The sequence below is a fragment of the Actinoplanes sp. NPDC051861 genome (assembly GCF_040681145.1).
In the GTDB taxonomy this organism is placed as follows: domain Bacteria; phylum Actinomycetota; class Actinomycetes; order Mycobacteriales; family Micromonosporaceae; genus Actinoplanes.
This window is the reverse complement of record NZ_JBFAYE010000004.1, coordinates 215,956-235,279: the sequence shown is the minus strand read 5'-3', so window position 1 is coordinate 235,279 and position 19,324 is coordinate 215,956. Positions and strand designations below refer to the sequence as shown.

The window sequence follows — 19,324 nt, the reverse complement described above, 5'->3', positions numbered from 1 at the left end:
ACCGGGGAGTCAGGTGGTGAGCAGCTTCTGATAGGCGGCCGGGATGTGGTGCGGGCCGCCCGGGGTGAAGACGGCGGAGTGGGAGGCGTCGGCCCAGGCCGAGTCCGGGACGGCGGCGCGCAGGGCGACCAGGACCGGGGCGTCGTCGGTCAGCAGCGAGAGGGCGACCAGGCACTCCTCGGCCTCGCCGACGCACTCGAACGGCTTGTGCGCGTCGACGCCGAGCAGTTCGAGGAAGCCGGGGGTCTGTGCCGGGTCGGCGAACAGGTCGCGGCCGAAGATGTGCGCGAGCCGCTCGCGGGTCATGTGCGGTGCCATCGCCAGGAACACGAAGCGGCACTTCGGACAGTCACCGCACCAGCGGGCGGTCGGGTCGTGAAGTTTGAACGCCTTGTTACAGCTGGTGACAACGTCATCATACGCTGTGTAGCCGGCGAAGAGCTGGGCGATGTGCAGCTCGGACAGGGTCCGCAGCAGCGAGAAATACGGGTCGGTGAGCCCGGTGTGCGCGCTCACGGCGTCCCGCAGCAGACCCTCGGCGACGACGCCCTTGGACCACTGATGGTTCACCTCATGACCGTTCCAGACCAGGTTGGGGTCGGAGGCGGACCGCTCGTTCGACATCACCACCGGCCCGAGGCCGTGCCAGACCGCGGTCGCGACGGCGATCAGCGAGTTGATCGCGGTGACCGGGATGTGGCCGTTCAGCGCGCCGGCCCGGTTGAGCTCGAACAGGCGGGGGTCGAGTTTGCGGCGGGCGGCCAGGGCGGGCAGGCCGGAGGCGGCGTTCACGTTCTCGATCACCGGGTTGGGGTTGACCGAGAACGGCACCGGGTCGAGCCCGGCGGCGCGCAGGATCTCCAGGGTGACGATCGAGTCCTTGCCGCCGCCGACGGCGCTCAAGGGCCGGCCGTGCGTCTCCACGGGGGCGGCGGCCGGGATCGTGCCGGGCGTCTCGACGGTCAGGTCCAGGACGTGGGGGAGTTGGTTGCGATACGCGTACTCCGCGAGGCCGTGGGTGTAGACGGCGGTGAAGAAGTCCTGGACAGCGGGCGCGACCGGCTTGGGGGCGATCACCCGCGGCGGGGCACCGACCTTGTAGTAGCTGACCCCGGCGACGACGTGCAACAGGTCGAGCACCCGCAGGAACGTGTCGGGCACCGCGCGGCCGTGCGGCAGCGGGAACGTGATCGTCTCGGTGAAGTGCAGCGGCTCCGCGCCCTCCAGCACGTAGTCGAACGTCGCGACCCCGGTCGAGGGGTCGAACGCGTACGAGGGGAAGCGCATGGCGTCGAACTGCACCCGGAAACTCCTGTCATCTGGCCGACGGGCAATATTAGTTCGGTCCGGCCATCACCGCCTTCGAGGGAGACGACGTGCGACTTGCAGATCTGCGTGGCCGCTCGGTGGCGGTGTGGGGAACCGGCAAGGAGGGCCGCGCCGCGGTCACCGCGATCGCGGAGCACGAGCCGTCCCGGCTGATCGCGGTCGACGACAGCCCGGGATACCTGGACGTGGAGTGGGAGGGTGCGCTCTCCGCGCTCGCGCCGCTGGCCGGTGGTGAGCACGCGTTCGCGTCGCTGGCCAGCGCGGACGTCGTGGTGCGCTCGCCGGGAGTGCCGCAGACCCACCCGTTCCTGCGCGAGCTGCGAGCGCGGGGGATCACGGTCACCGGCGGCAGCGCGCTGTGGATGGCGGACAACGCGGCCCGGACCGTCGGTGTGACCGGCAGCAAGGGCAAGAGCACGACGTCGAGCCTGATCAGCCACCTGCTGGCGGCGGTCGGGCGGCCGAACGCGTACGGCGGGAACATCGGCATCCCGCTGCTGGACCTGCCGCCGGCCGAGCTGTACGTGCTGGAGCTCTCCAGCTACCAGTGCGCCGACCTGACGGACTCGCCGCGGGTGGCCGTGGTGACCTCGCTGTTCCCGGAGCACCTGGACGCCCACGGCGGCGAGCGGGAGTACTACCGGGACAAGCTGAACCTGCTGCGGTACCGGCCGGAGCTGATCGTGGTGAACGGCGCGGACGAGCGGCTGCGCGACGAGATCCGCGGCGTGACGGACGCGAGCGGCTTCCCGCCGGTGCCGGCGGCGGCGGACGACTCGCGGTTCCGGGTCGAGGACGACGTCGTCTTCTGCAGTGACGACGAGCTGTTCCCGCGCGCGGCGCTGGCGCTCAAGGGCAGGCACAACGAGCGGAACCTGTGCGTGGCCCTCGCGGTGCTGGACGGCATGGGCGTCGACGTGGTGGGCTCGCGGGAGGCGATCGCGGAGGCGGTCCGGTCGTTCCGAGGGCTGCCGCACCGGCTCGCCGAGATCGAGGACGGGTCCGGGATCACGTTCGTCGACGACACGCTCTCCACGAGCCCCTACTCGGCGATCCACGCGATCGAGGCGTACGAGGGGCGGCCACTCACCGTGCTCGTCGGCGGAACCGATCGTGGCCTTGACTACACACCGTTGCGAGAATTTCTGTCATCGCGCGAACTCACCGTAATCGGCCTGCCGGACAGCGGCCCCCGGATCCTGTCGGTCATTTCCGATTTGCCGGGCGTCCGCACGCTGCCCTCGGAGGATCTTTTCGACGCGGTGCGTATCTCGCGCGAGGTGACCCCGGCCGGTGGCGTCGTGCTGCTGTCGCCGGCCGCACCCTCCTACGGCCGGTTCCGTAACTTCGAGCACCGCTCCGAGGCCTTCGCCCAAGCGGTCCGCGACACCGCAAAGTAGCCCTCGCCCAACCCGCGTGTGGTTTTCGGGCGCGCCCGTGGGCCGTACTTCACACGCGGGGTGGTGTGAGCGGTTGTGTGTGGAGTTGGGGTGCGCCTGTGGGCCGTACTTCACACGCGGGGTGGGGTGAGTGGTTGTGTGTGGAGTTGGGGTGCGCCTGCGGGCCGTACTTCACACGCGGGGTGGTGTGAGCGGTTGTGTGTGGAGTTGGGGTGCGTGGGTGGGCCGTACTTCACACGCGGGGTGGTGTGAGCGGTTGTGTGTGTGTGTGTGTGGAGTTGGGGTGCGTGGGTGGGCCGTACTTCACTCGTGGGTGGCGACTCGGCCGGCGGCCGGATGATCGGCGTGCGCGGCGACTGGCGGCCCTCCGAGACGGCGTGCGGGTGTGGTCGCTTCTGCCGGCGCGGCTGTCGCGTACGGAAAATTTTTTGATCTTGTTTCCTGCGTAACGACGAGGTTTCGCCGCGTCACGGAGATTGTCCGAACGGCCCAGCGTGCGTCACCGAAAAGATGATCTGCCATGGGCTGAAGGTGCTAGGACAAAACAGTCACAAACTGGACATGTGATGGCGATCACGCTGTAAGGGATGTTTCCGGATTGATGACCGTCATCCGGGGCGCGCGAAACATCAGTTCATTGCCGCAGGTCAGGTAACGGTTTGAAAACTTCACCCAGGCGCTTGACATGAAGGGGCGGTTAGTAAGAACTTTTACCGCGACAGTAAACAGTCCTTCCTGAAAGGGTGTCCGATGGCTGAGCCGGAGATGGACGGCACCGCGATGGCCGCGGTCGCCCCCTCGCTGGTTCGCGACAAGGCCTCCCTGAACGGGAGCCCGCACCTGGCGGACGGGGTCTTGCTGCGGGTTCGCACACTTCTGCCCGAGTTCACCGGCGCGCTGCAGCGGGTCGCGGAGCAGGTCCTCACGGACCCCGCCGCCGCTTCGCGAGCCACCATCGTCGAGCTGGCCGAGCGCAGCGGCACCTCGCCCGCGACGGTCACCCGGTTCTGCCGGGCGGTCGGCTTCGACGGATACGCGGACCTCCGCCTCGGCATCGCGGCGGAGACCGGCCGGGCCCGCTCGGCCGGCTGGACCGTCGACATCGGCCGCGAGATCCAGCCGAACGATCCGCTCGAGCGGGTCCTCGGCCAGATCATGGCGGCCGACACGCGGGCCATGCACGACACCGCCTCGCTGCTCGACCTGAGTGAGGTGGCGCGAGCCGCGGTGGCGATCGCCGCCGCGGCGCGGGTGAACATCTTCGGCGCCAGCGGAAGCGCGCTGGTCGGCGAGGAGATGCAGTTCAGTCTGCACCGCATCGGCATCCCGGTGTGGGCCTGGACCGACGTGCACAACGGTCTGGCCAGCGCCGCGCTGTCGAGGCCCGGCGACGTCGCGCTCGGTATCTCGCACAGTGGCGAGACCGGCGAGACGATCGAGCTGCTCGCGGAGGCGAACAGCCGGGGCGCCACCACGATCGCGCTGACCAGCTTCCCCCGATCCCCGCTGGCCGAGCTCGCCGACATCGTCCTGCTCACCGCAACCCAGGCGACCACGTTCCGTCCGGACGCCCTCAGCGCACGACACCCGCAGCTGGTCGTCCTCGACCTGCTCTACGTCGCCGTCGCGCAACGCACCCACGAACGTTCGCATGCCGCGTTCCAGCGCACCGCTCAGGCCGTGCACGGGCACAAGGCCGCGAAAGACAGCTAACCCTTTTCTCGAAAAATTATGAAATTCCCTGGGGAGGAAAAGTGAAGCGCAAGATCGCGGTAGCCGCGGCGCTCGCTGCGACGCTGGTCGGCGTCGCCGCGTGTGGCGGAAACAGCTCGGACGAGGGCGCCACCTCGGCGACCGGCACTGTCGACGGCAAGGGCAAGACCCTCAAGGTCTGGCTCATGGTCGACGCCGAGACCGCCTGGAAGCCCGTCGTCGAGGACGCCACTGCGCGGTTCACCGCCGCGACCGGCGCCCAGGTCAACGTCGAGTACCAGCAGTGGGCCAACCACCTCACCAAGCTGGACGCGACCCTGGCCGGCTCGGACGTGCCGGATGTCGTCGAGCTCGGCAACACCGAGTTCTCCAAGTACGTCTTCAACGGCGGCTTCGCCGAGCTGAACAAGGGTGACTTCGAGAACTCCGACACCTGGCTGCCGGGCCTCTCCGGCGCCTGTGAGCTCGACGGCAAGACCTACTGCGTGCCCTACTACGCCGGTGCGCGCGTGCTGATCTACCGCACCGACCTGTTCCAGAAGGCGGGCATCGCCGAGGCGCCGAAGACCTACGCGGACTTCACCGCCGCCGCCGACAAGCTGCAGGCCGGCAACGCCGCGGACAAGAAGTTCAGCGCGATGTACATGCCGGGCCAGTACTGGTACGCGGCGATGTCGTGGGTCAAGTCCTCCGGTGGCGAGATCGCCAAGAAGGACGGCGACAAGTGGGTCGGCCAGCTGTCCTCCCCGCAGTCGCAGGAGGGCCTGCAGAAGTGGGTCGACATGGTCAAGAAGTACTCGAAGGCCGACGTCACCAAGAACGAGAACGAGCAGGCCGGCATCTTCTCGCAGGGCTCGGGCGGCATGTTCTACGGCAACGCCTGGGAGCAGGGTGTCGCTGAGGAGGTCCGCAAGGACCCGAACGACCCGAACTCCCCGCTGGTCCCGACCAAGGTGAAGGGCAAGCTCGCCGCCGCGCCGATGCCGGAGATCCCCTCCTTCCTCGGTGGCTCGAACCTCGGTGTGACCCAGAAGAGCGGCAACAAGGAGCTCGCCGCTCAGTGGATCAAGCACTTCACCGACGCCAAGTCGATGGAGGGCCTGATCAAGGCCAGCGCGCTGCCGAACTCGACCGCGCTGCTGGACAAGGCCGCGACGGACAACCCGAAGATCGCTCCGTCCGCGCTCGCCGCGAAGCTGAGCTGGTTCCCGCCGAACGCCGAGAAGTGGGCCGACGTGGAGAAGGCCAGCGTTCTGCAGACCATGCTGACCGACATCCTGACCGGTAAGAAGACGGTGGCCGACGGCGCCAAGTGGGCCGACGAAGAGATCAACAAGACGCTCAACGAGGCCTGATGACCGCCAGTGGCGCCCGGTCCCTCGCGGCCGGGCGCCACACCTCACCGGAGGATCAAGGATGACCGCCGTCGACTACCCGCCGACCCCGGCGCCGCCGCAGCAGACACCGCCGGCGCGCGCTGCGCACCGGAAGCGCCGCCGGAGCAGTAGCGACGCCCGCGTTCCCTGGCTGCTCTCGCTGCCCACGCTGCTGATCCTGGTGGCGATGCTGGGCTACCCGCTGTTCCGCATGATCGAGCTGTCCTTCCAGAACATGCGGCTCCGCGAGCTGATCACCGGACTCAACCCGCCGTGGGTCGGCCTCGAGCAGTACTCGAAGGCGCTGACCGACGGCGTCTTCTGGGGTGTCGTGCTGCGTACCGCGGCCTTCACCGTCGTCTCGGTGACGCTGTCGGTCCTGCTCGGCCTCGGTATCGCGCTGCTGATGCGCCGGGTGCACAACCGGGTCCGGCTGTTCATGATGATCGCGATGATGTTCGTGTGGGCGCTGCCGCAGCTGGTCGCCGCGCAGGCGTTCCGCTGGCTGACCGACTCCGACTTCGGCGTCCTCAACTACCTGATCGACAAGCTCCCCGGCGTCGACTTCGCGAACCACAGCTGGTTCGTGAACCCCTGGGAGGGCTGGGCGGTGATCACCACGCTGGTGGTCTGGGCCGGTATCCCGTTCCTGGCGATCTCGCTGAGCGCCGGCCTCACCCAGGTGCCCAAGGAGCTGCTGGAGGCGGCGACCGTGGACGGCGCCTCGGCCTGGCAGTCGCTGCGCAGCATCACCCTGCCGATCCTGAAGCCGCTGCTCACCATCGTCACCACGCTCTCGGTGATCTGGAACTTCGGCCTGTTCACCCAGAACTGGGCGCTGCGGGACGGTCACCCCGAGCCGGTGTACCAGACCCTTGCCACGTTCTCCTACACGCAGGCGTTCGGGCAGTCCCGGTACAGCTACGGCTCGGCGATCTCGGTGATCACCGTGCTGCTGATGCTCGGCGTGATGGCGTTCTACATCCGCCAGATGTTCAAGATCGGAGAGGTGGACTGATGGCCCGCCACGACGACGGCGTCGTCACCGTCGGACGCAGCCGTATCGGTACGTTCTTCGCGAACAGCACCGGGATCATCTTCGGACTGGTCATGCTGTTCCCGGTGTACTGGGTGCTGAACACGGCGTTCAAGCCGGACAGTGAGGTCCGTAGCTTCACGCCGACGTTCCTGCCGCAGTCACCGACGCTGGACAACTTCAAGTCCGCGCTGGGTGAGGAGCTGTTCCTGCCGGCGATGGTGAACGGCCTGATCATCACGGCGATGGCGGTGGCGGCGGCACTGGTCGTCGGCTTCCTGGCGGCGCTGGCGATCGCGCGGTTCCAGTTCTACGGCCGCAAGTCGATCATCCTGGTCGTCCTGGCCGTGCAGCTGGTGCCGTTCCTGGCCCTGCTCATCCCGCTCTTCCTCATGCTGCAGAGCGCGAACCTCACCAACAGTCTGGTCGGCGTCTCGCTGGTCTACCTGGTGCTGCTCCTGCCGTACACGGTGTGGACGCTGCGCGGCTTCATCTCCGGCATCCCCCGGGAGCTGGACGAGGCCGCGATGATCGACGGCTGCTCCCGGGCGCAGGTGTTCTGGCGGATCATCCTGCCGCTCACCGGCCCCGGCCTGGTGGCCACCTCCGTCTACGGGTTCATTCAGGCGTGGAACGAGTTCATCATCATCAACACCCTGAACAGCCCGGAGAAACAGAACCTCATGGCCTGGCTGCTGTACAACCAGACCGAGCGCGGTACCGCCTGGGGCCCCCTCATGGCCGGTGCGATCATCACGTCCATTCCGGTGGTGGTCTTCTTCCTGCTGATTCAGCGCAACATCGCAACGGGGTTGACTGCCGGCGCCGTCAAGGGCTGAGTACTATCCCGGAACCCTCTGAAAGGACATCGATGTCTGACATAACGACTTCCGAGCTCGACCGTCGGACCCTGCTGCGCCGCGCTGCCGCGGTCGGTTTCGCCTCCGTTCCGGCCGTGGGCATGCTCAGTGCCTGCGTCGGCGGCGGCGAGGAGGACACGACCGAGCAGGCGACCGGTACGAAGTCGGCGGAGAACCCGCTCGGCATCGACCCGAAGACCGGCATCGAGGTGATCATCTTCGACGGTGGACTCGGCACCAAGTACGCCACCGACGTCGACATCCCGCTGTACAACAAGAAGTGGCCGGAGTCCAAGGTGACCTACTCGGCCACCCAGGAGGTCTCCACCGTCGTCCAGCCGCGGCTCAACGCCGGCGACGCGCCCGACATGATCAACAACTCGGGCTCGAAGCTGATGGACTTCGGCGCCGTGGTCAACGCGGGCCAGGCGCAGGACCTGACCGAGCTGTTCGCCGCGCCGTCCTGGGACATCGCCGGCAAGACGGTGGCCGACACGCTGGTGCCGGGCGCCATCGAGCAGGGCACCTACAACGGCAAGCCGTACGCGGTGAACTACGCGTACACGGTGTTCGGTCTCTGGTACAACAAGGCGCTGTTCACCAAGAACAACTGGACCGTGCCGACCACCTGGGCCGACTTCACCGCGCTCTGCGACAAGATCAAGGCCGCCGGCATCGTGCCGTTCGGCTACGCGGGTGCGAACGCGTCGTACTACATGGTCCGCGCGATCATGACCAGCGCCGGCAAGATCGGCACCGAGCAGGTGCTGAAGGACATCGACAACCTGAAGCCCGGCGCGTGGAAGAACGACGCCGTGCTGAAGGCCGCCGAGGCGTGGGCCGAGATCGGCAAGAAGTACATCGACAAGAGCTTCCTCGGCCTCAAGCACACCGAGGTCCAGCTCCGCCAGAACCAGGACAAGCTGGCCTTCTACCCGTGTGGTTCGTGGCTGGAGAACGAGCAGGCCAAGGACACCCCGTCCGGCTTCGAGTACTCGATCGCCCCGTACCCGAGCGTCACCACGTCCGACCAGCTCCCGGCTCCCGCCCTCAACGCGGCGGCCGGCGAGATCTACTTCGTCGCCAGCAAGGGCAAGAACCCCCGTGGCGGTATGGAGTACCTGCGCGGCATGCTGTCGAAGGAAGCGGCGCTCGAGTTCACCAAGCTCACCAAGTCGCTCACCGTGGTCGCCGGCGCTGCCGACGGCCAGACCATCTCGCCCGGCCTCACCAGCGCCAACGAGGCGGTCGGCAAGGCCGGCAAGGACATCTTCATGGGCTACCTGTTCGACACCTGGTACAAGAAGCTCGACGACGAGTCCCGCATCGCCGCGAACGACCTGATGTTCTCCGACTACAACGCGCAGAAGTTCTGCGACCGGATGGAGACCGCCGCGCAGAAGGTCGCCGCCGACTCCTCCGTCACCAAGTTCACTCGCAGCTAAGGAGTAGACGCGCCATGCGGCACGGCAAGTACCCCTTCATCATCGGCTTTCTTGCCGTGCCGGTGGCGCTCTACGTCACCTTCGTCGTCGCGGCGTACCTGCAGACGTTCTATCTCTCGGTCCATCAGTGGTCCGGGCTGGGACCGATGAAGTACGTCGGCTTCGACAACTTCGTCAAGATCTGGGACGACGAGCTCTTCTGGAAGTCGATCTGGCACCACGGTTACCTGCTGATCGCGCTTCCGCTGGTCACGATCGCCATCGCGCTGTTCTTCGCGTTCCTGCTCAACGTCGGCGGGGGCATGAAGGGCGGCACCACGATCGGCGTACGCGGCTCCGGCTTCTACCGGGTGGTCTTCTTCTTCCCGCAGCTGCTGGCACTCGCCATCGTGGCGGTGATCTTCGGCCGGGTGTTCGCCTCGGACAAGAGCGGCATGCTCAACGGCCTGATGCCGGACTCGTGGGCGCCCTGGCTGTTCCTGGCCGACAAGCGGTGGGCCATGACCTGCATCGTGGTCGTGCTCATCTGGCAGGCGGTCGGCTTCTACGTGGTGCTGTTCTCGGCCGGCATGGGCGCGATCGAGCACGAGATCTACGAGGCCGCGGCGCTGGACGGCGCGACCAAGTTCACCCTGTTCTTCAAGATCACCCTGCCGCTGCTCTGGAACACCATCCAGGTCGGCTGGGTCTACCTGGGCATCGCCGCGTTCGACGCGTTCGCCCTGGTCAACATCATGTCGGTGGACCGGGGCGGCCCGGACGGCGCGACCTCGGTGCTGGCCATGATGATCTACCGCAACACGTTCGACTACTCGCAGGCCGGTTACGCCTCGGCGATCGGTGTCGTGCTGTTCTTCCTCACCCTCACGTTCGCCGCACTGACCCTGCGGGTCACCCGGCGTGAAGCCGTCTGAGCCGGAGGCGACGATGACCACTTCCGTTACCTCGGCGCCGGCCCCGGCCGCCGCGCCCACCCCGGCACAGCCCGCCAAGCACCGCGAGGTCGGTGTCCTGAACGGCATCGCCCACATCGCGCTGGTCTTCTGGGCGCTCGTCACGGTGGGCCCGCTGATCTGGGCCGTACTGGCGTCCTTCAAGAGCAACACCGAGATCTATCTGGGTACGCCGTTCGCCCTCCCCGAGCACTTCTCGTTCGAGAACTACGCCTCGGCCTGGCAGGAGGCGCACATCGGGCGCTACTTCCTGAACAGCGTCTTCGTGGTCTCGCTGAGCACCGCCGGCACCATGCTGTTCGGCTCGATGGCGGCGTACGTGCTGGCCCGCTACCGGTTCCGCGGCAACCGGTTCATCTACTACATGTTCGTCTCGGGCCTGGCCCTGCCGACGTTCATGGCGATCACGCCGCTGTTCTACATCCTCAACAACATGGGGCTGAAGAACACGTTCACCGGCCTGATCCTGGTCTACATCGCGTACTCGCTGCCGTTCACCGTCTTCTTCTTGGCGGCGTTCTTCAAGTCGCTGCCGCACGAGATCGACGAGGCGGCCACCATGGACGGCGCGTCGCACACCCGGAAGTTCTTCCAGATCATGATGCCGATGGCGAAGTCCGGCCTGATCAGCATCACGATCTTCAACATCGTCGGCCAGTGGAACCAGTACCTGCTACCCGTCGCGATCATGCAGGGCGCCGGTGCGGACTCGAAGTGGGTGCTGACACAGGGCATCGCGAGCATCAGCGTGCAGGCCGGTTACCACGCGGAGTGGGACGTGCTGTTCGCGGCGCTCACGCTCACGATCATCCCGATGATCATCGTCTACGCGATCTTCCAGCGGCAGATCCAGGCCGGCCTGACCGCCGGAGCGGTCAAGTAGGGGGTGCGTCACGGGGGCTCACCCCCGCCAGGCTGAGCAGGGCCTCGGTGGCTGGACTGATCGAGGTCACCGCCACCGAGACCTGCCAGGCCGGGCCGGAGCCGGTGACCTCCGCCGCGTGCAGGCCCTTGGCCTGGGGCTTGCGGGTCACCGGGGCCGGGACCAGGGCGACGCCCAGGCCCTGATGCACGAAGTCGAGCAGGGTGTGCACGTCGTTGACCTCGACCACGATGCGGCGGTCGGCTCCGGCGCGGGCGAAGGTGAGATCGTTGACTCGGCGGGCGCCCCAGTCGTCGCTGAAGTCGACGAAGTCCAGCCCCGCCAAATGCGATATTTCGCATTTGTCAGATAAGGCTAGCCCGTGTGCCGGGTGGCACAGCAGCATCATCGACTCGGTGCCGAGCGGCAGGAGGCGTACCCCCTCGGGAGCCGGACCCGGGAGCGCGACGAAACCCGCGTGCAGGCGCCCCACCCGGACCTGCTCGACCACCTGGCCGGAACCGGCGTAACGCAGCCGGACGTCGACGCCCGGATGGGCCCGGCGGAACGCCGCGACCAGCGGCGGAAGATCGATGATCCCGAGACACTGCTCGGAGCCGATCGCCAGGCTCCCGCGCAGCAGCCCGCGCACCGCCGCCACCGCGTTGCGAGCCGCCGCCGCGCTGGCCAGTGTCCGGTGCGCCTCGGTCAGCAGCGCCTGCCCGGCGTCGGTCAGCTCGACCCGCCGGGTGTGCCGCACGAACAATTCGGCGTCCAGCTCCCGCTCCAGCGCCCGGATCGAGGCGGAGAGGCCGGACTGGGCGACCCGCATCCGCTCGGCCGCTCTCGTGAAATGCCGCTCCTCGGCGACCGCCACGAAATACTCGAGATGCCGCAGTTCCACGATTCAGCACTGTAGCTGCTGAATCCGAGCGGTTTCTTCTGTTGGACGGTCCGTCCGGTGAGGGTAAGGGTGGTGCTCATGCAGACTCGTCGTATCGGAAACCTGGAAGTAGGCGCGATCGGCCTCGGTGGCATGCCGATGTCGATCGAGGGACGCCCGGACGAGGAGCGGTCGGTCCGCACCATCCACGCGGCCCTCGACGCCGGTGTGACCCTGATCGACACCGCCGACGCGTATCACCTCCACGCGGACGAGGTCGGTCACAACGAGACGCTGATCGCCCGCGCGCTGGCGAGTTACGGCGGTGACACGTCCGGTGTGCTGGTCGCCACGAAGGGCGGCCACCTGCGCCCCGGCGACGGCAGCTGGACCCTCAACAGCTCGCCGGAGTACCTCAAGCAGGCGTGCGAGGCCTCGCTCAAGCGGCTCGGTGTCGACGCGATCGGCCTGTACCAGCATCACCGGCCCGACCCGAGGGTGCCCTACGCCGACTCGATCGGCGCGATCCGCGACCTTCTCGACGCCGGCAAGATCCGGATGGCGGGCATCTCCAACGCGAACCCGGCGCAGATCCGCGAGGCTCAGGAGATCCTCGGCGGGCGCCTGGTCTCCGTGCAGAACCAGTTCTCCCCGGCCTTCCGTTCCTCCGAGCCGGAGCTCGACCTCTGCACCGAGCTGGGCATCGCTTTCCTGCCCTGGTCACCCTTGGGTGGCATCAGCCGGGCGGGCACGCTGGGCGGTCAGGCTGCGGCTTTCCAGAAGATCGCAGAGAGGTACGGAGTGAGCCCGCAACGGGTGTGCCTCGCCTGGCATCTCGCGAAGTCCCCGATCGTCATCCCGATCCCCGGGAGCAGCCGGCCCGAGACGATCATCGACTCCGTGGCCGCCGCCGACCTGACTCTGACCGCTGACGACCTCGCGGAGCTGAACTGATGGAGTACCGCCGCACCGGCCGCAGTGGCCTGAAGCTGCCCGAGATCTCGCTCGGGCTCTGGCACAACTTCGGCGACGACAAGCCTCTCGAAACCCAGCGCGCGGTCCTGCGCCGTGCCTTCGAGCTGGGCATCACGCACTTCGACCTGGCCAACAACTACGGCCCGCCGTACGGCTCCGCCGAGTCCAACTTCGGCCGGATCCTCGCCACCGACTTCCGGTCGCACCGTGACGAGCTGGTGATCTCCACGAAGGCGGGCTACGACATGTGGCCCGGACCGTACGGCGACTGGGGCTCGCGCAAGTACCTGACCGCGTCGCTGGACCAGTCGCTCAAGCGGATGGGCGTGGACTACGTCGACATCTTCTACTCGCACCGGTTCGATCCGGAGACGCCCCTCGAGGAGACGATGGGCGCGCTGGACGCCGCGGTGCGGGCCGGCAAGGCGCTCTACGTGGGCATCTCGTCGTACTCGCCGGGCAGGACCGCCGAGGCCGCCGCGATCCTGCGGAGCCTGGGCACGCCGCTGCTGATCCACCAGCCGTCCTACTCGATGCTGAACCGCTGGATCGAGGACGGCCTGCTGGACACCCTGGAGGACGTGGGCGCGGGTTGCATCGCGTTCTCGCCGCTCGCGCAGGGCATGCTCACCGACCGCTACCTCAAGGGTGTGCCGGAGGGCTCACGGGCCAGCGAGGACAAGTCGCTCAGCACCGACCTGCTCAGCGACGAGAACCTCGACAAGATCCGGGCGCTGAACGCGATCGCGGAGCGCCGGGGACAGAGCCTGGCGCAGACGGCGATCGCCTGGGCGCTGCGCGACCCGCGGATGACCTCGCTGGTCCTGGGCGCCAGCAGCGTCGCCCAGTTGGAGGCGAACGTCGCGGCTCTGCGGAACACCACGTTCAGCGATGACGAGCTGGCCGAGATCGACAAGTACGCGACCGACTCCGGCATCAACCTCTGGGCCGGGTCCAGCGCGCATTAAGTGTCATACCCCCGGGTGAGAATGGCCAGGTGCTGGTAGCCGTCTCACCCGATCCCGACGGCCGCGGCGGCCACCTGGCGGATCTCTCCGCCGATGCGGCGCCGCGGCACGTCGGTGACCTCGCGCGGGCCATCGCCGACCGTGAGGCCGCCGACGGTCCCCGCTGGATCTGGGCGGCCACCGCTGACCTCTATCCGGCGCTGCTGCGCGCCGGCGTGCGGGTGGCCCGCTGCCACGATCTCGAGCTGACCGAGGCCCTTCTGCTCGGTCACGCCGGTCGCTGGGGCGAGCCTCGCGCGCCGGCCGCGGCGTGGGCCAGGGCGCACGGCCTTCCGGTGCCGGCCGATCCGCTGCGTCCCGGCGCCGAGCCGCCGGGCTTCGCCCAGGCCGCGCTTTTCGAGAGCGTTCCGGCGCCGGCTCTGGGGCTGCGAGAGCTCATTGAGGTGTACGGGGAACAGCAGCGCCGCGTCGAGAAGACCGAGCATCCCGGCCGGTTCCGGATGCTGGTCGCGGCCGAGTCCGCCGGTGCGCTGATCGCCGCCGAGATGGGACACACCGGCCTGCCGTGGCGGGCCGACGTCCACGACCAGCTGCTGAGGGAGCTGCTCGGCCCACCGCAGCCGGTCGGGCCGCCCCGCCGCCTCGCCGAGCTGACCGCCGAGATCAACGACGCGTTCGGCGTGCGCGGCCTGCACCCCGACTCACCGGCCGAGGTGGTGCGCGCCTTTGCCCGCGCCGGCGTCGACGTGCCGAACACCCGAGCGTGGGTGCTGCGCCACGTCGAGCACCCCGCGGTCGCGCCGCTGCTGGAGTTCAAGGAGCTCTACCGCATCTGGACCGCGCACGGCTGGACCTGGTGCGACGCCTGGGTGAGCGACGGCCGCTTCCGCCCGGAGTACGTTCCCGGCGGGGTCGTCTCCGGCCGTTGGGCCACCCGTGGCGGCGGTGCCCTGCAGGTCCCCAAGGTGGTCCGCCGGGCCGTCATGGCCGATCCGGGCTGGCGGTTCGTGGTCGCCGACGCCGGCCAGCTGGAGCCCCGGGTCCTGGCCGCCGTCTCCGGCGACGCGCGCCTGGCCCGCGCCGCCGCCGAGGGCGACCTCTACGCCGCGCTGGCCACCGACTCGTTCGACGGCGACCGGGCCAAGGCGAAAATCGCCCTGCTCGGCGCGATGTACGGGCAGACCGGCGGCGACGCCATCCCGGCCCTTGCCGTCCTGCGCCGCCACTACCCGGTCGCCTTCGACTATGTGGAGGCGGCCGCTCGCACCGGTGAGGCCGGCGGCCTCGTCCGGTCGTGGCTGGGGCGCACATGCCCGCCCTCTTCTTCCGCCTTGCGCGATGCCGGGCTCGATCCGCCCGACGAGGTCGCGCCGCCACCGGGCCGGGCCCGAGGGCGATTCACCCGGAATTTCGTGATTCAGGCCACGGCGGCCGAGTGGGCTTTGGTGCTGCTTGCCACGCTGCGGGTGGCTTTGGAGGGATCTGCGGCCGAGCTGGTGCTGTTCGTGCACGACGAGGTGGTCGTGCACTGCCCCGCCGAGCAGGCCGAACAGGTCGTGGCCGCGGTCCACGAGAGTGCCGCAACGGCCGGGCGGCTGCTCTTCGGCGCCACGACGGTGCGTTTTCCTCTGGACGTCTCAGTGGTTGGTGCCTACGCCGACGCGAAGTGAGGAAGTGGGTATCGTTGGTTCTCCGGCCGAGAGGCGCTGCAGCGGGCCCACCCGTCACGCTCGACCGGTGAACCACCCGAAACAAGGGCGCCTCCGACATCCTCGGAGGTGTACCCGTTGCCTGAAACAGTTGCCACTCTGCGTGAGCTGCTCGCCGAGCGGATCCTCGTGCTCGACGGCGCCTGGGGCACGATGCTGCAGGGCGCCAAGCTCACCCCGGCCGACTACCGCAACGAGCTGATCCCGGCGGACCACCCCCGGGACGTCACCGGCGACCCGGACCTGCTGATCCTGACCCGGCCCGACGTCATCCTCGACGTCCACCGGCAATATCTGGCGGCCGGCGCCGACATCACCACCACCAACACGTTCACCGCCACCAGCATCGCGCAGGCCGACTACGGCCTGGAGCACCTGGTCCGCGACATGAACGTGCGGGGCGCCCAGCTGGCCCGGCAGGCGGCCGACGAGGCGGCCGCCCGCGACGGGAAGCCGCGCTTCGTGGCCGGCTCGGTCGGCCCGCTGAACGTGACGCTCTCGCTCTCGCCCAAGGTCGAGGACCCGGCCTTCCGCGCGGTGACGTTCGACCAGGTCAAGGCGACCTATGAGGAGCAGATCTCAGCTCTCGTCGAGGGTGGCGTCGACCTGCTCCTGATCGAGACGATCTTCGACACGCTGAACGCCAAGGCGGCGATCGCGGCGGCGCGCTCCGTCGCCCCGTCGATTCCGCTCTGGATCTCGGTGACGATCGTCGACCTGTCCGGTCGCACGCTCTCCGGGCAGACCGTGGAGGCGTTCTGGCGCTCCATCGAGCGGGCCGAGCCGTTCGCGGTCGGCGTCAACTGCTCACTCGGCGCCACCGAGATGCGGCCGCACGTCGCCGACCTGGCCCGGCTCTCCGGGACATTTGTCGCGTCGCACCCCAATGCCGGCCTTCCCAACGCCTTCGGCGGTTACGACCAGACCCCGGCGGAGACCGGTGAGCTGCTGGCCGGCTTCGCCGCGGACGGCCTGGTCAACATCGTCGGCGGCTGCTGCGGCACCACCCCGGCGCACATCGCCGCGGTCGCCGAGGCGGTCGCCGGTGCCGCGCCCCGGGTCATCGACCCGCCCGCGCCGACCACCCGGTTCAGCGGCCTGGAGCCGTTCGAGATCGGGCCGGACACCGGCTTCGTGATGATCGGCGAGCGGACCAACGTCACCGGCTCGGCCAAGTTCCGCCGGCTCATCGAGGCCGACGACCACCAGGCGGCCGTCGACGTGGCCCTCGAGCAGGTCCGCGGCGGCGCCAACCTTCTCGACGTCAACATGGACGCCGACCTGCTCGACAGCGAGCGGGCCATGACGACCTTCCTCAACCTGATCGCGACCGAGCCCGAGGTGGCCCGGATCCCGATCATGATCGACAGCTCGAAGTGGTCGGTCCTGGAGGCGGGTCTCAAGTGCGTGCAGGGCAAGGGCGTGGTCAACTCGATCAGCCTGAAGGAGGGCGAGTCCTCGTTCCTCGACCATGCCCGCAAGATCCGCGAGTTCGGCGCCGGTGTCGTGGTGATGGCCTTCGACGAGCAGGGTCAGGCCGATACCGTCACGCGAAAAGTGGAGATTTGCGCGCGCGCGTACAATTTGCTGGTTTCTGATGGTTTTGATCCTCATGACATCATCTTCGATCCGAACGTGCTCGCGGTCGCGACCGGCATCGCCGAGCACAACGGGTACGCGAAGGCCTTCATCGACGCCATCCCGCTGATCAAGGAGCGCTGCCCGGGAGCCCGGATCAGCGGCGGCATCTCCAACCTGTCGTTCGCCTTCCGGGGCAACGACGTGGTGCGCGAGGCCATGCACTCGGCGTTCCTGTTCCACGCGGTCAGGGCCGGCCTGGACATGGGCATCGTCAACGCCGGCCAGCTCGCCGTCTACCAGGACATCCCGGCCGAACTGCTGGAACTCGTCGAGGACGTGATCTTCGACCGGCACCCGGACGCCACCGACCGGCTCGTCACGTTCGCCTCCACGGTGACCGGCTCCGGCGCCAAGCGCGAGGTCGACCTCTCCTGGCGGGAGGCGGAGGTCGAGGAACGCCTCAGCCACGCCCTGGTACACGGCATCGTCGACTTCATCGAGGCGGACACCGAGGAGGCCCGGCAGAAGCTGCCCCGGCCGCTCGACGTCATCGAGGGCCCGCTGATGGACGGCATGAGCGTGGTCGGCGACCTGTTCGGCTCCGGCAAGATGTTCCTGCCCCAGGTCGTCAAGAGCGCCCGGGTGATGAAGCGGTCCGTCGCCTACCTCCTGCCCTACATGGAGAAGGAGAAGGCGGAGGGCTCGCGCGGCCAGGGAAAGGTCGTCCTCGCGACGGTCAAGGGCGACGTGCACGACATCGGCAAGAACATCGTCGGCGTGGTGCTGGGCTGCAACAACTACGAGGTGATCGACCTCGGCGTGATGGTGCCCACGGCGAAGATCCTGGACACGGCGGTGGCCGAGGGCGCGGACGTCATCGGGCTGTCCGGGCTGATCACGCCGTCACTCGACGAGATGGTGGCGGTCGGGGCCGAGATGCAGCGGCGCGGCATGAAGCTGCCGCTGCTCATCGGCGGCGCGACCACCTCTCGCCAGCACACGGCGGTGCGGATCGCCCCCGCCTACGACTCGCCCACCGTCCACGTCCTCGACGCGTCCCGCGTCGTCGGTGTCGTCTCGGACCTGCTCGACCCGGTCCGGGCGGAGAAGCTCGACGAGTCCAACCGGGCCGAGCAGGAGCGGTTGCGCGTGCAGCACGAGCAGCGCCAGACCCAGCCCCTGCTCACGCTCGCCCAGGCGCGGGCCAACCGGGAGACGGTCGACTTCGGCGAGCTGCCGGTGCCGGCCTTCACCGGCGTCCGCGAGATCGCCCCCACCATCGCCGAACTCCGCCGCATGATCGACTGGCAGTTCCTGTTCCTGGCCTGGGAACTGAAGGGCAAGTACCCGGCGATCCTCGAACAGCCCGTCGCCCGCGAGCTCTTCGACGACGCCCAGGTCCTCCTCGATCAGATCATCGCGGACGGGTCCTTCCAGGCCCGCGGGGTCTACGGCTTCTGGCCGGCGCATTCCTCGGGTGACGACATCCTTCTCGCCAACGGCGCCTCGTTCCCGATGCTGCGGCAGCAGACGGCCAAGCCGGCCGGCCGCGCGAACCGCTGCCTCGCCGACTACGTCGCCCCTGCCGGGGACCACATCGGCGGTTTCGCGGTCGCCATCCACGGCGCGGACGAGCTGGCCCGCCGCTACGAGGCGGAGCACGACGACTACCGCGCCATCATGGTCAAGGCCCTCGCCGACCGCCTGGCCGAGGCGTTCGCGGAGTACCTGCACCTGAAGGCCCGCCGCGAATGGTTCGAACCCGACGCGACGCCGGCACTCGAGGACCTCCACGCGGAACGTTTCCGGGGCATCCGGCCGGCCCTCGGATATCCGGCCTGCCCGGACCACAGCGAGAAGCGCGATCTCTTCGAGTTGCTGGGCACGTCGGCGATCGGGGTGGGCCTCACCGAGTCGTTCGCGATGACCCCGGCGGCTGCCGTCAGCGGCCTGATCTTCGCGCATCCGGAGTCGCGCTACTTCACTGTCGGCCGTCTCGGCCGCGACCAGATCGAGGATTATGCCGTGCGGCGTGGGCTCGCGGTGGCCGAGGTGGAGCGGTGGTTGCGCCCCAACCTCGCGTATTCCATCGACTGAACCTGTGTGCCGGGGGCGTTGCTGGCGTCCCCGGCGCCCTCTCGCGCCCTCTCGCGCGCTCTCGCGCCCGCTCCGCGGCTCGCGCCTCGCGGCTCGCGCTGTTCCGCGCCTCGCTTCCCGCGCCTTGCGCGTTTCGC

The 19,324-nt window shown here is 68.6% G+C and carries 14 protein-coding genes; 12 read left to right on the top strand and 2 right to left on the bottom strand.

Features of this window, described 5'->3' with window-relative positions:
• Positions 1 to 9: 9 nt before the first annotated feature.
• Positions 10 to 1,287 (bottom strand): hypothetical protein, encoded by a 1,278-nt coding sequence (locus AB0M02_RS15210; protein ID WP_364227442.1) that lies wholly within the window; start codon positions 1,285 to 1,287, stop codon positions 10 to 12.
• An 89-nt stretch (positions 1,288 to 1,376) separates the two neighbouring features.
• Between AB0M02_RS15210 and murD the strand changes: the two genes are divergently transcribed.
• The 8 genes from murD to AB0M02_RS15170 all read left to right on the top strand — a co-directional run bounded on the left by murD (position 1,377) and on the right by AB0M02_RS15170 (position 10,995).
• Positions 1,377 to 2,729 carry a UDP-N-acetylmuramoyl-L-alanine--D-glutamate ligase gene (gene murD, locus AB0M02_RS15205; protein ID WP_364226642.1) on the top strand — a complete coding sequence of 451 codons (1,353 nt, stop codon included), beginning with the start codon at positions 1,377 to 1,379 and terminating at the stop codon, positions 2,727 to 2,729.
• Positions 2,730 to 3,479: 750 nt separating this feature from the next.
• Positions 3,480 to 4,442: a MurR/RpiR family transcriptional regulator gene (locus AB0M02_RS15200; protein WP_364226639.1), complete on the top strand. Its 963-nt coding sequence runs from the start codon at positions 3,480 to 3,482 to the stop codon at positions 4,440 to 4,442.
• A 41-nt stretch (positions 4,443 to 4,483) separates the two neighbouring features.
• Positions 4,484 to 5,797 (top strand): extracellular solute-binding protein, encoded by a 1,314-nt coding sequence (locus tag AB0M02_RS15195; protein WP_364226637.1) that lies wholly within the window; start codon positions 4,484 to 4,486, stop codon positions 5,795 to 5,797.
• A gap of 61 nt (positions 5,798 to 5,858) precedes the next feature.
• Entirely contained in the window at positions 5,859 to 6,836 is a 978-nt protein-coding gene (locus AB0M02_RS15190) for a sugar ABC transporter permease (protein ID WP_364226634.1), read from the top strand.
• Positions 6,836 to 7,693 carry a carbohydrate ABC transporter permease gene (locus AB0M02_RS15185; RefSeq protein WP_364226631.1) on the top strand — a complete coding sequence of 286 codons (858 nt, stop codon included), beginning with the start codon at positions 6,836 to 6,838 and terminating at the stop codon, positions 7,691 to 7,693. The genes AB0M02_RS15190 and AB0M02_RS15185 overlap by 1 nt, the downstream gene beginning before the upstream one ends.
• A 32-nt stretch (positions 7,694 to 7,725) precedes the next feature.
• A complete protein-coding gene (ngcE, locus tag AB0M02_RS15180; RefSeq protein ID WP_364226628.1) occupies positions 7,726 to 9,159 on the top strand; it encodes an N-acetylglucosamine/diacetylchitobiose ABC transporter substrate-binding protein in 1,434 nt (477 codons plus the stop codon).
• Positions 9,160 to 9,173: 14 nt separating this feature from the next.
• On the top strand, positions 9,174 to 10,073 hold the full coding sequence (locus AB0M02_RS15175; protein WP_364226625.1) for a sugar ABC transporter permease: 900 nt from the start codon (positions 9,174 to 9,176) through the stop codon (positions 10,071 to 10,073).
• Between the two features lie 13 nt (positions 10,074 to 10,086).
• Positions 10,087 to 10,995: a carbohydrate ABC transporter permease gene (locus AB0M02_RS15170; RefSeq protein ID WP_364226622.1), complete on the top strand. Its 909-nt coding sequence runs from the start codon at positions 10,087 to 10,089 to the stop codon at positions 10,993 to 10,995.
• Here AB0M02_RS15170 and AB0M02_RS15165 read toward each other — a convergent pair.
• On the bottom strand, positions 10,988 to 11,878 hold the full coding sequence (locus tag AB0M02_RS15165; RefSeq protein WP_364226619.1) for a LysR family transcriptional regulator: 891 nt from the start codon (positions 11,876 to 11,878) through the stop codon (positions 10,988 to 10,990). The two genes, AB0M02_RS15170 and AB0M02_RS15165, sit on opposite strands and share 8 nt — an antisense overlap.
• Positions 11,879 to 11,956: 78 nt before the next feature.
• On the opposite strand from AB0M02_RS15165, the gene AB0M02_RS15160 reads away from it, so the two are divergent.
• The 4 genes from AB0M02_RS15160 (at position 11,957) to metH (ending at position 19,187) form a co-directional block, all read left to right on the top strand.
• Positions 11,957 to 12,811 (top strand): aldo/keto reductase, encoded by an 855-nt coding sequence (locus tag AB0M02_RS15160; RefSeq protein ID WP_364226616.1) that lies wholly within the window; start codon positions 11,957 to 11,959, stop codon positions 12,809 to 12,811.
• Positions 12,811 to 13,800, top strand: a complete 990-nt coding sequence (gene mgrA / locus AB0M02_RS15155; RefSeq protein ID WP_364226614.1) for an L-glyceraldehyde 3-phosphate reductase — start codon at positions 12,811 to 12,813, stop codon at positions 13,798 to 13,800. The genes AB0M02_RS15160 and mgrA overlap by 1 nt, the downstream gene beginning before the upstream one ends.
• Positions 13,801 to 13,874: 74 nt before the next feature.
• A complete protein-coding gene (locus AB0M02_RS15150) occupies positions 13,875 to 15,470 on the top strand; it encodes a bifunctional 3'-5' exonuclease/DNA polymerase (protein ID WP_364227440.1) in 1,596 nt (531 codons plus the stop codon).
• 117 nt (positions 15,471 to 15,587) lie between these two features.
• Positions 15,588 to 19,187, top strand: a complete 3,600-nt coding sequence (metH, locus tag AB0M02_RS15145) for a methionine synthase (RefSeq protein WP_364226611.1) — start codon at positions 15,588 to 15,590, stop codon at positions 19,185 to 19,187.
• Positions 19,188 to 19,324 lie beyond the last annotated feature (137 nt).

Excerpts from the sequence above, each read along its gene's own strand:
- AB0M02_RS15210 (WP_364227442.1), bottom strand. The coding sequence starts at position 1,287 with ATGCGCTTCCCCTCGTACGCGTTCGACCCCTCGACCGGGGTCGCGACG.
- AB0M02_RS15200 (WP_364226639.1), top strand. The coding sequence starts at position 3,480 with ATGGCTGAGCCGGAGATGGACGGCACCGCGATGGCCGCGGTCGCCCCC.
- AB0M02_RS15190 (WP_364226634.1), top strand. The coding sequence starts at position 5,859 with ATGACCGCCGTCGACTACCCGCCGACCCCGGCGCCGCCGCAGCAGACA.
- AB0M02_RS15185 (WP_364226631.1), top strand. The coding sequence starts at position 6,836 with ATGGCCCGCCACGACGACGGCGTCGTCACCGTCGGACGCAGCCGTATC.
- ngcE (WP_364226628.1), top strand. The coding sequence starts at position 7,726 with ATGTCTGACATAACGACTTCCGAGCTCGACCGTCGGACCCTGCTGCGC.
- AB0M02_RS15175 (WP_364226625.1), top strand. The coding sequence starts at position 9,174 with ATGCGGCACGGCAAGTACCCCTTCATCATCGGCTTTCTTGCCGTGCCG.
- AB0M02_RS15170 (WP_364226622.1), top strand. The coding sequence starts at position 10,087 with ATGACCACTTCCGTTACCTCGGCGCCGGCCCCGGCCGCCGCGCCCACC.
- AB0M02_RS15160 (WP_364226616.1), top strand. The coding sequence starts at position 11,957 with ATGCAGACTCGTCGTATCGGAAACCTGGAAGTAGGCGCGATCGGCCTC.
- mgrA (WP_364226614.1), top strand. The coding sequence starts at position 12,811 with ATGGAGTACCGCCGCACCGGCCGCAGTGGCCTGAAGCTGCCCGAGATC.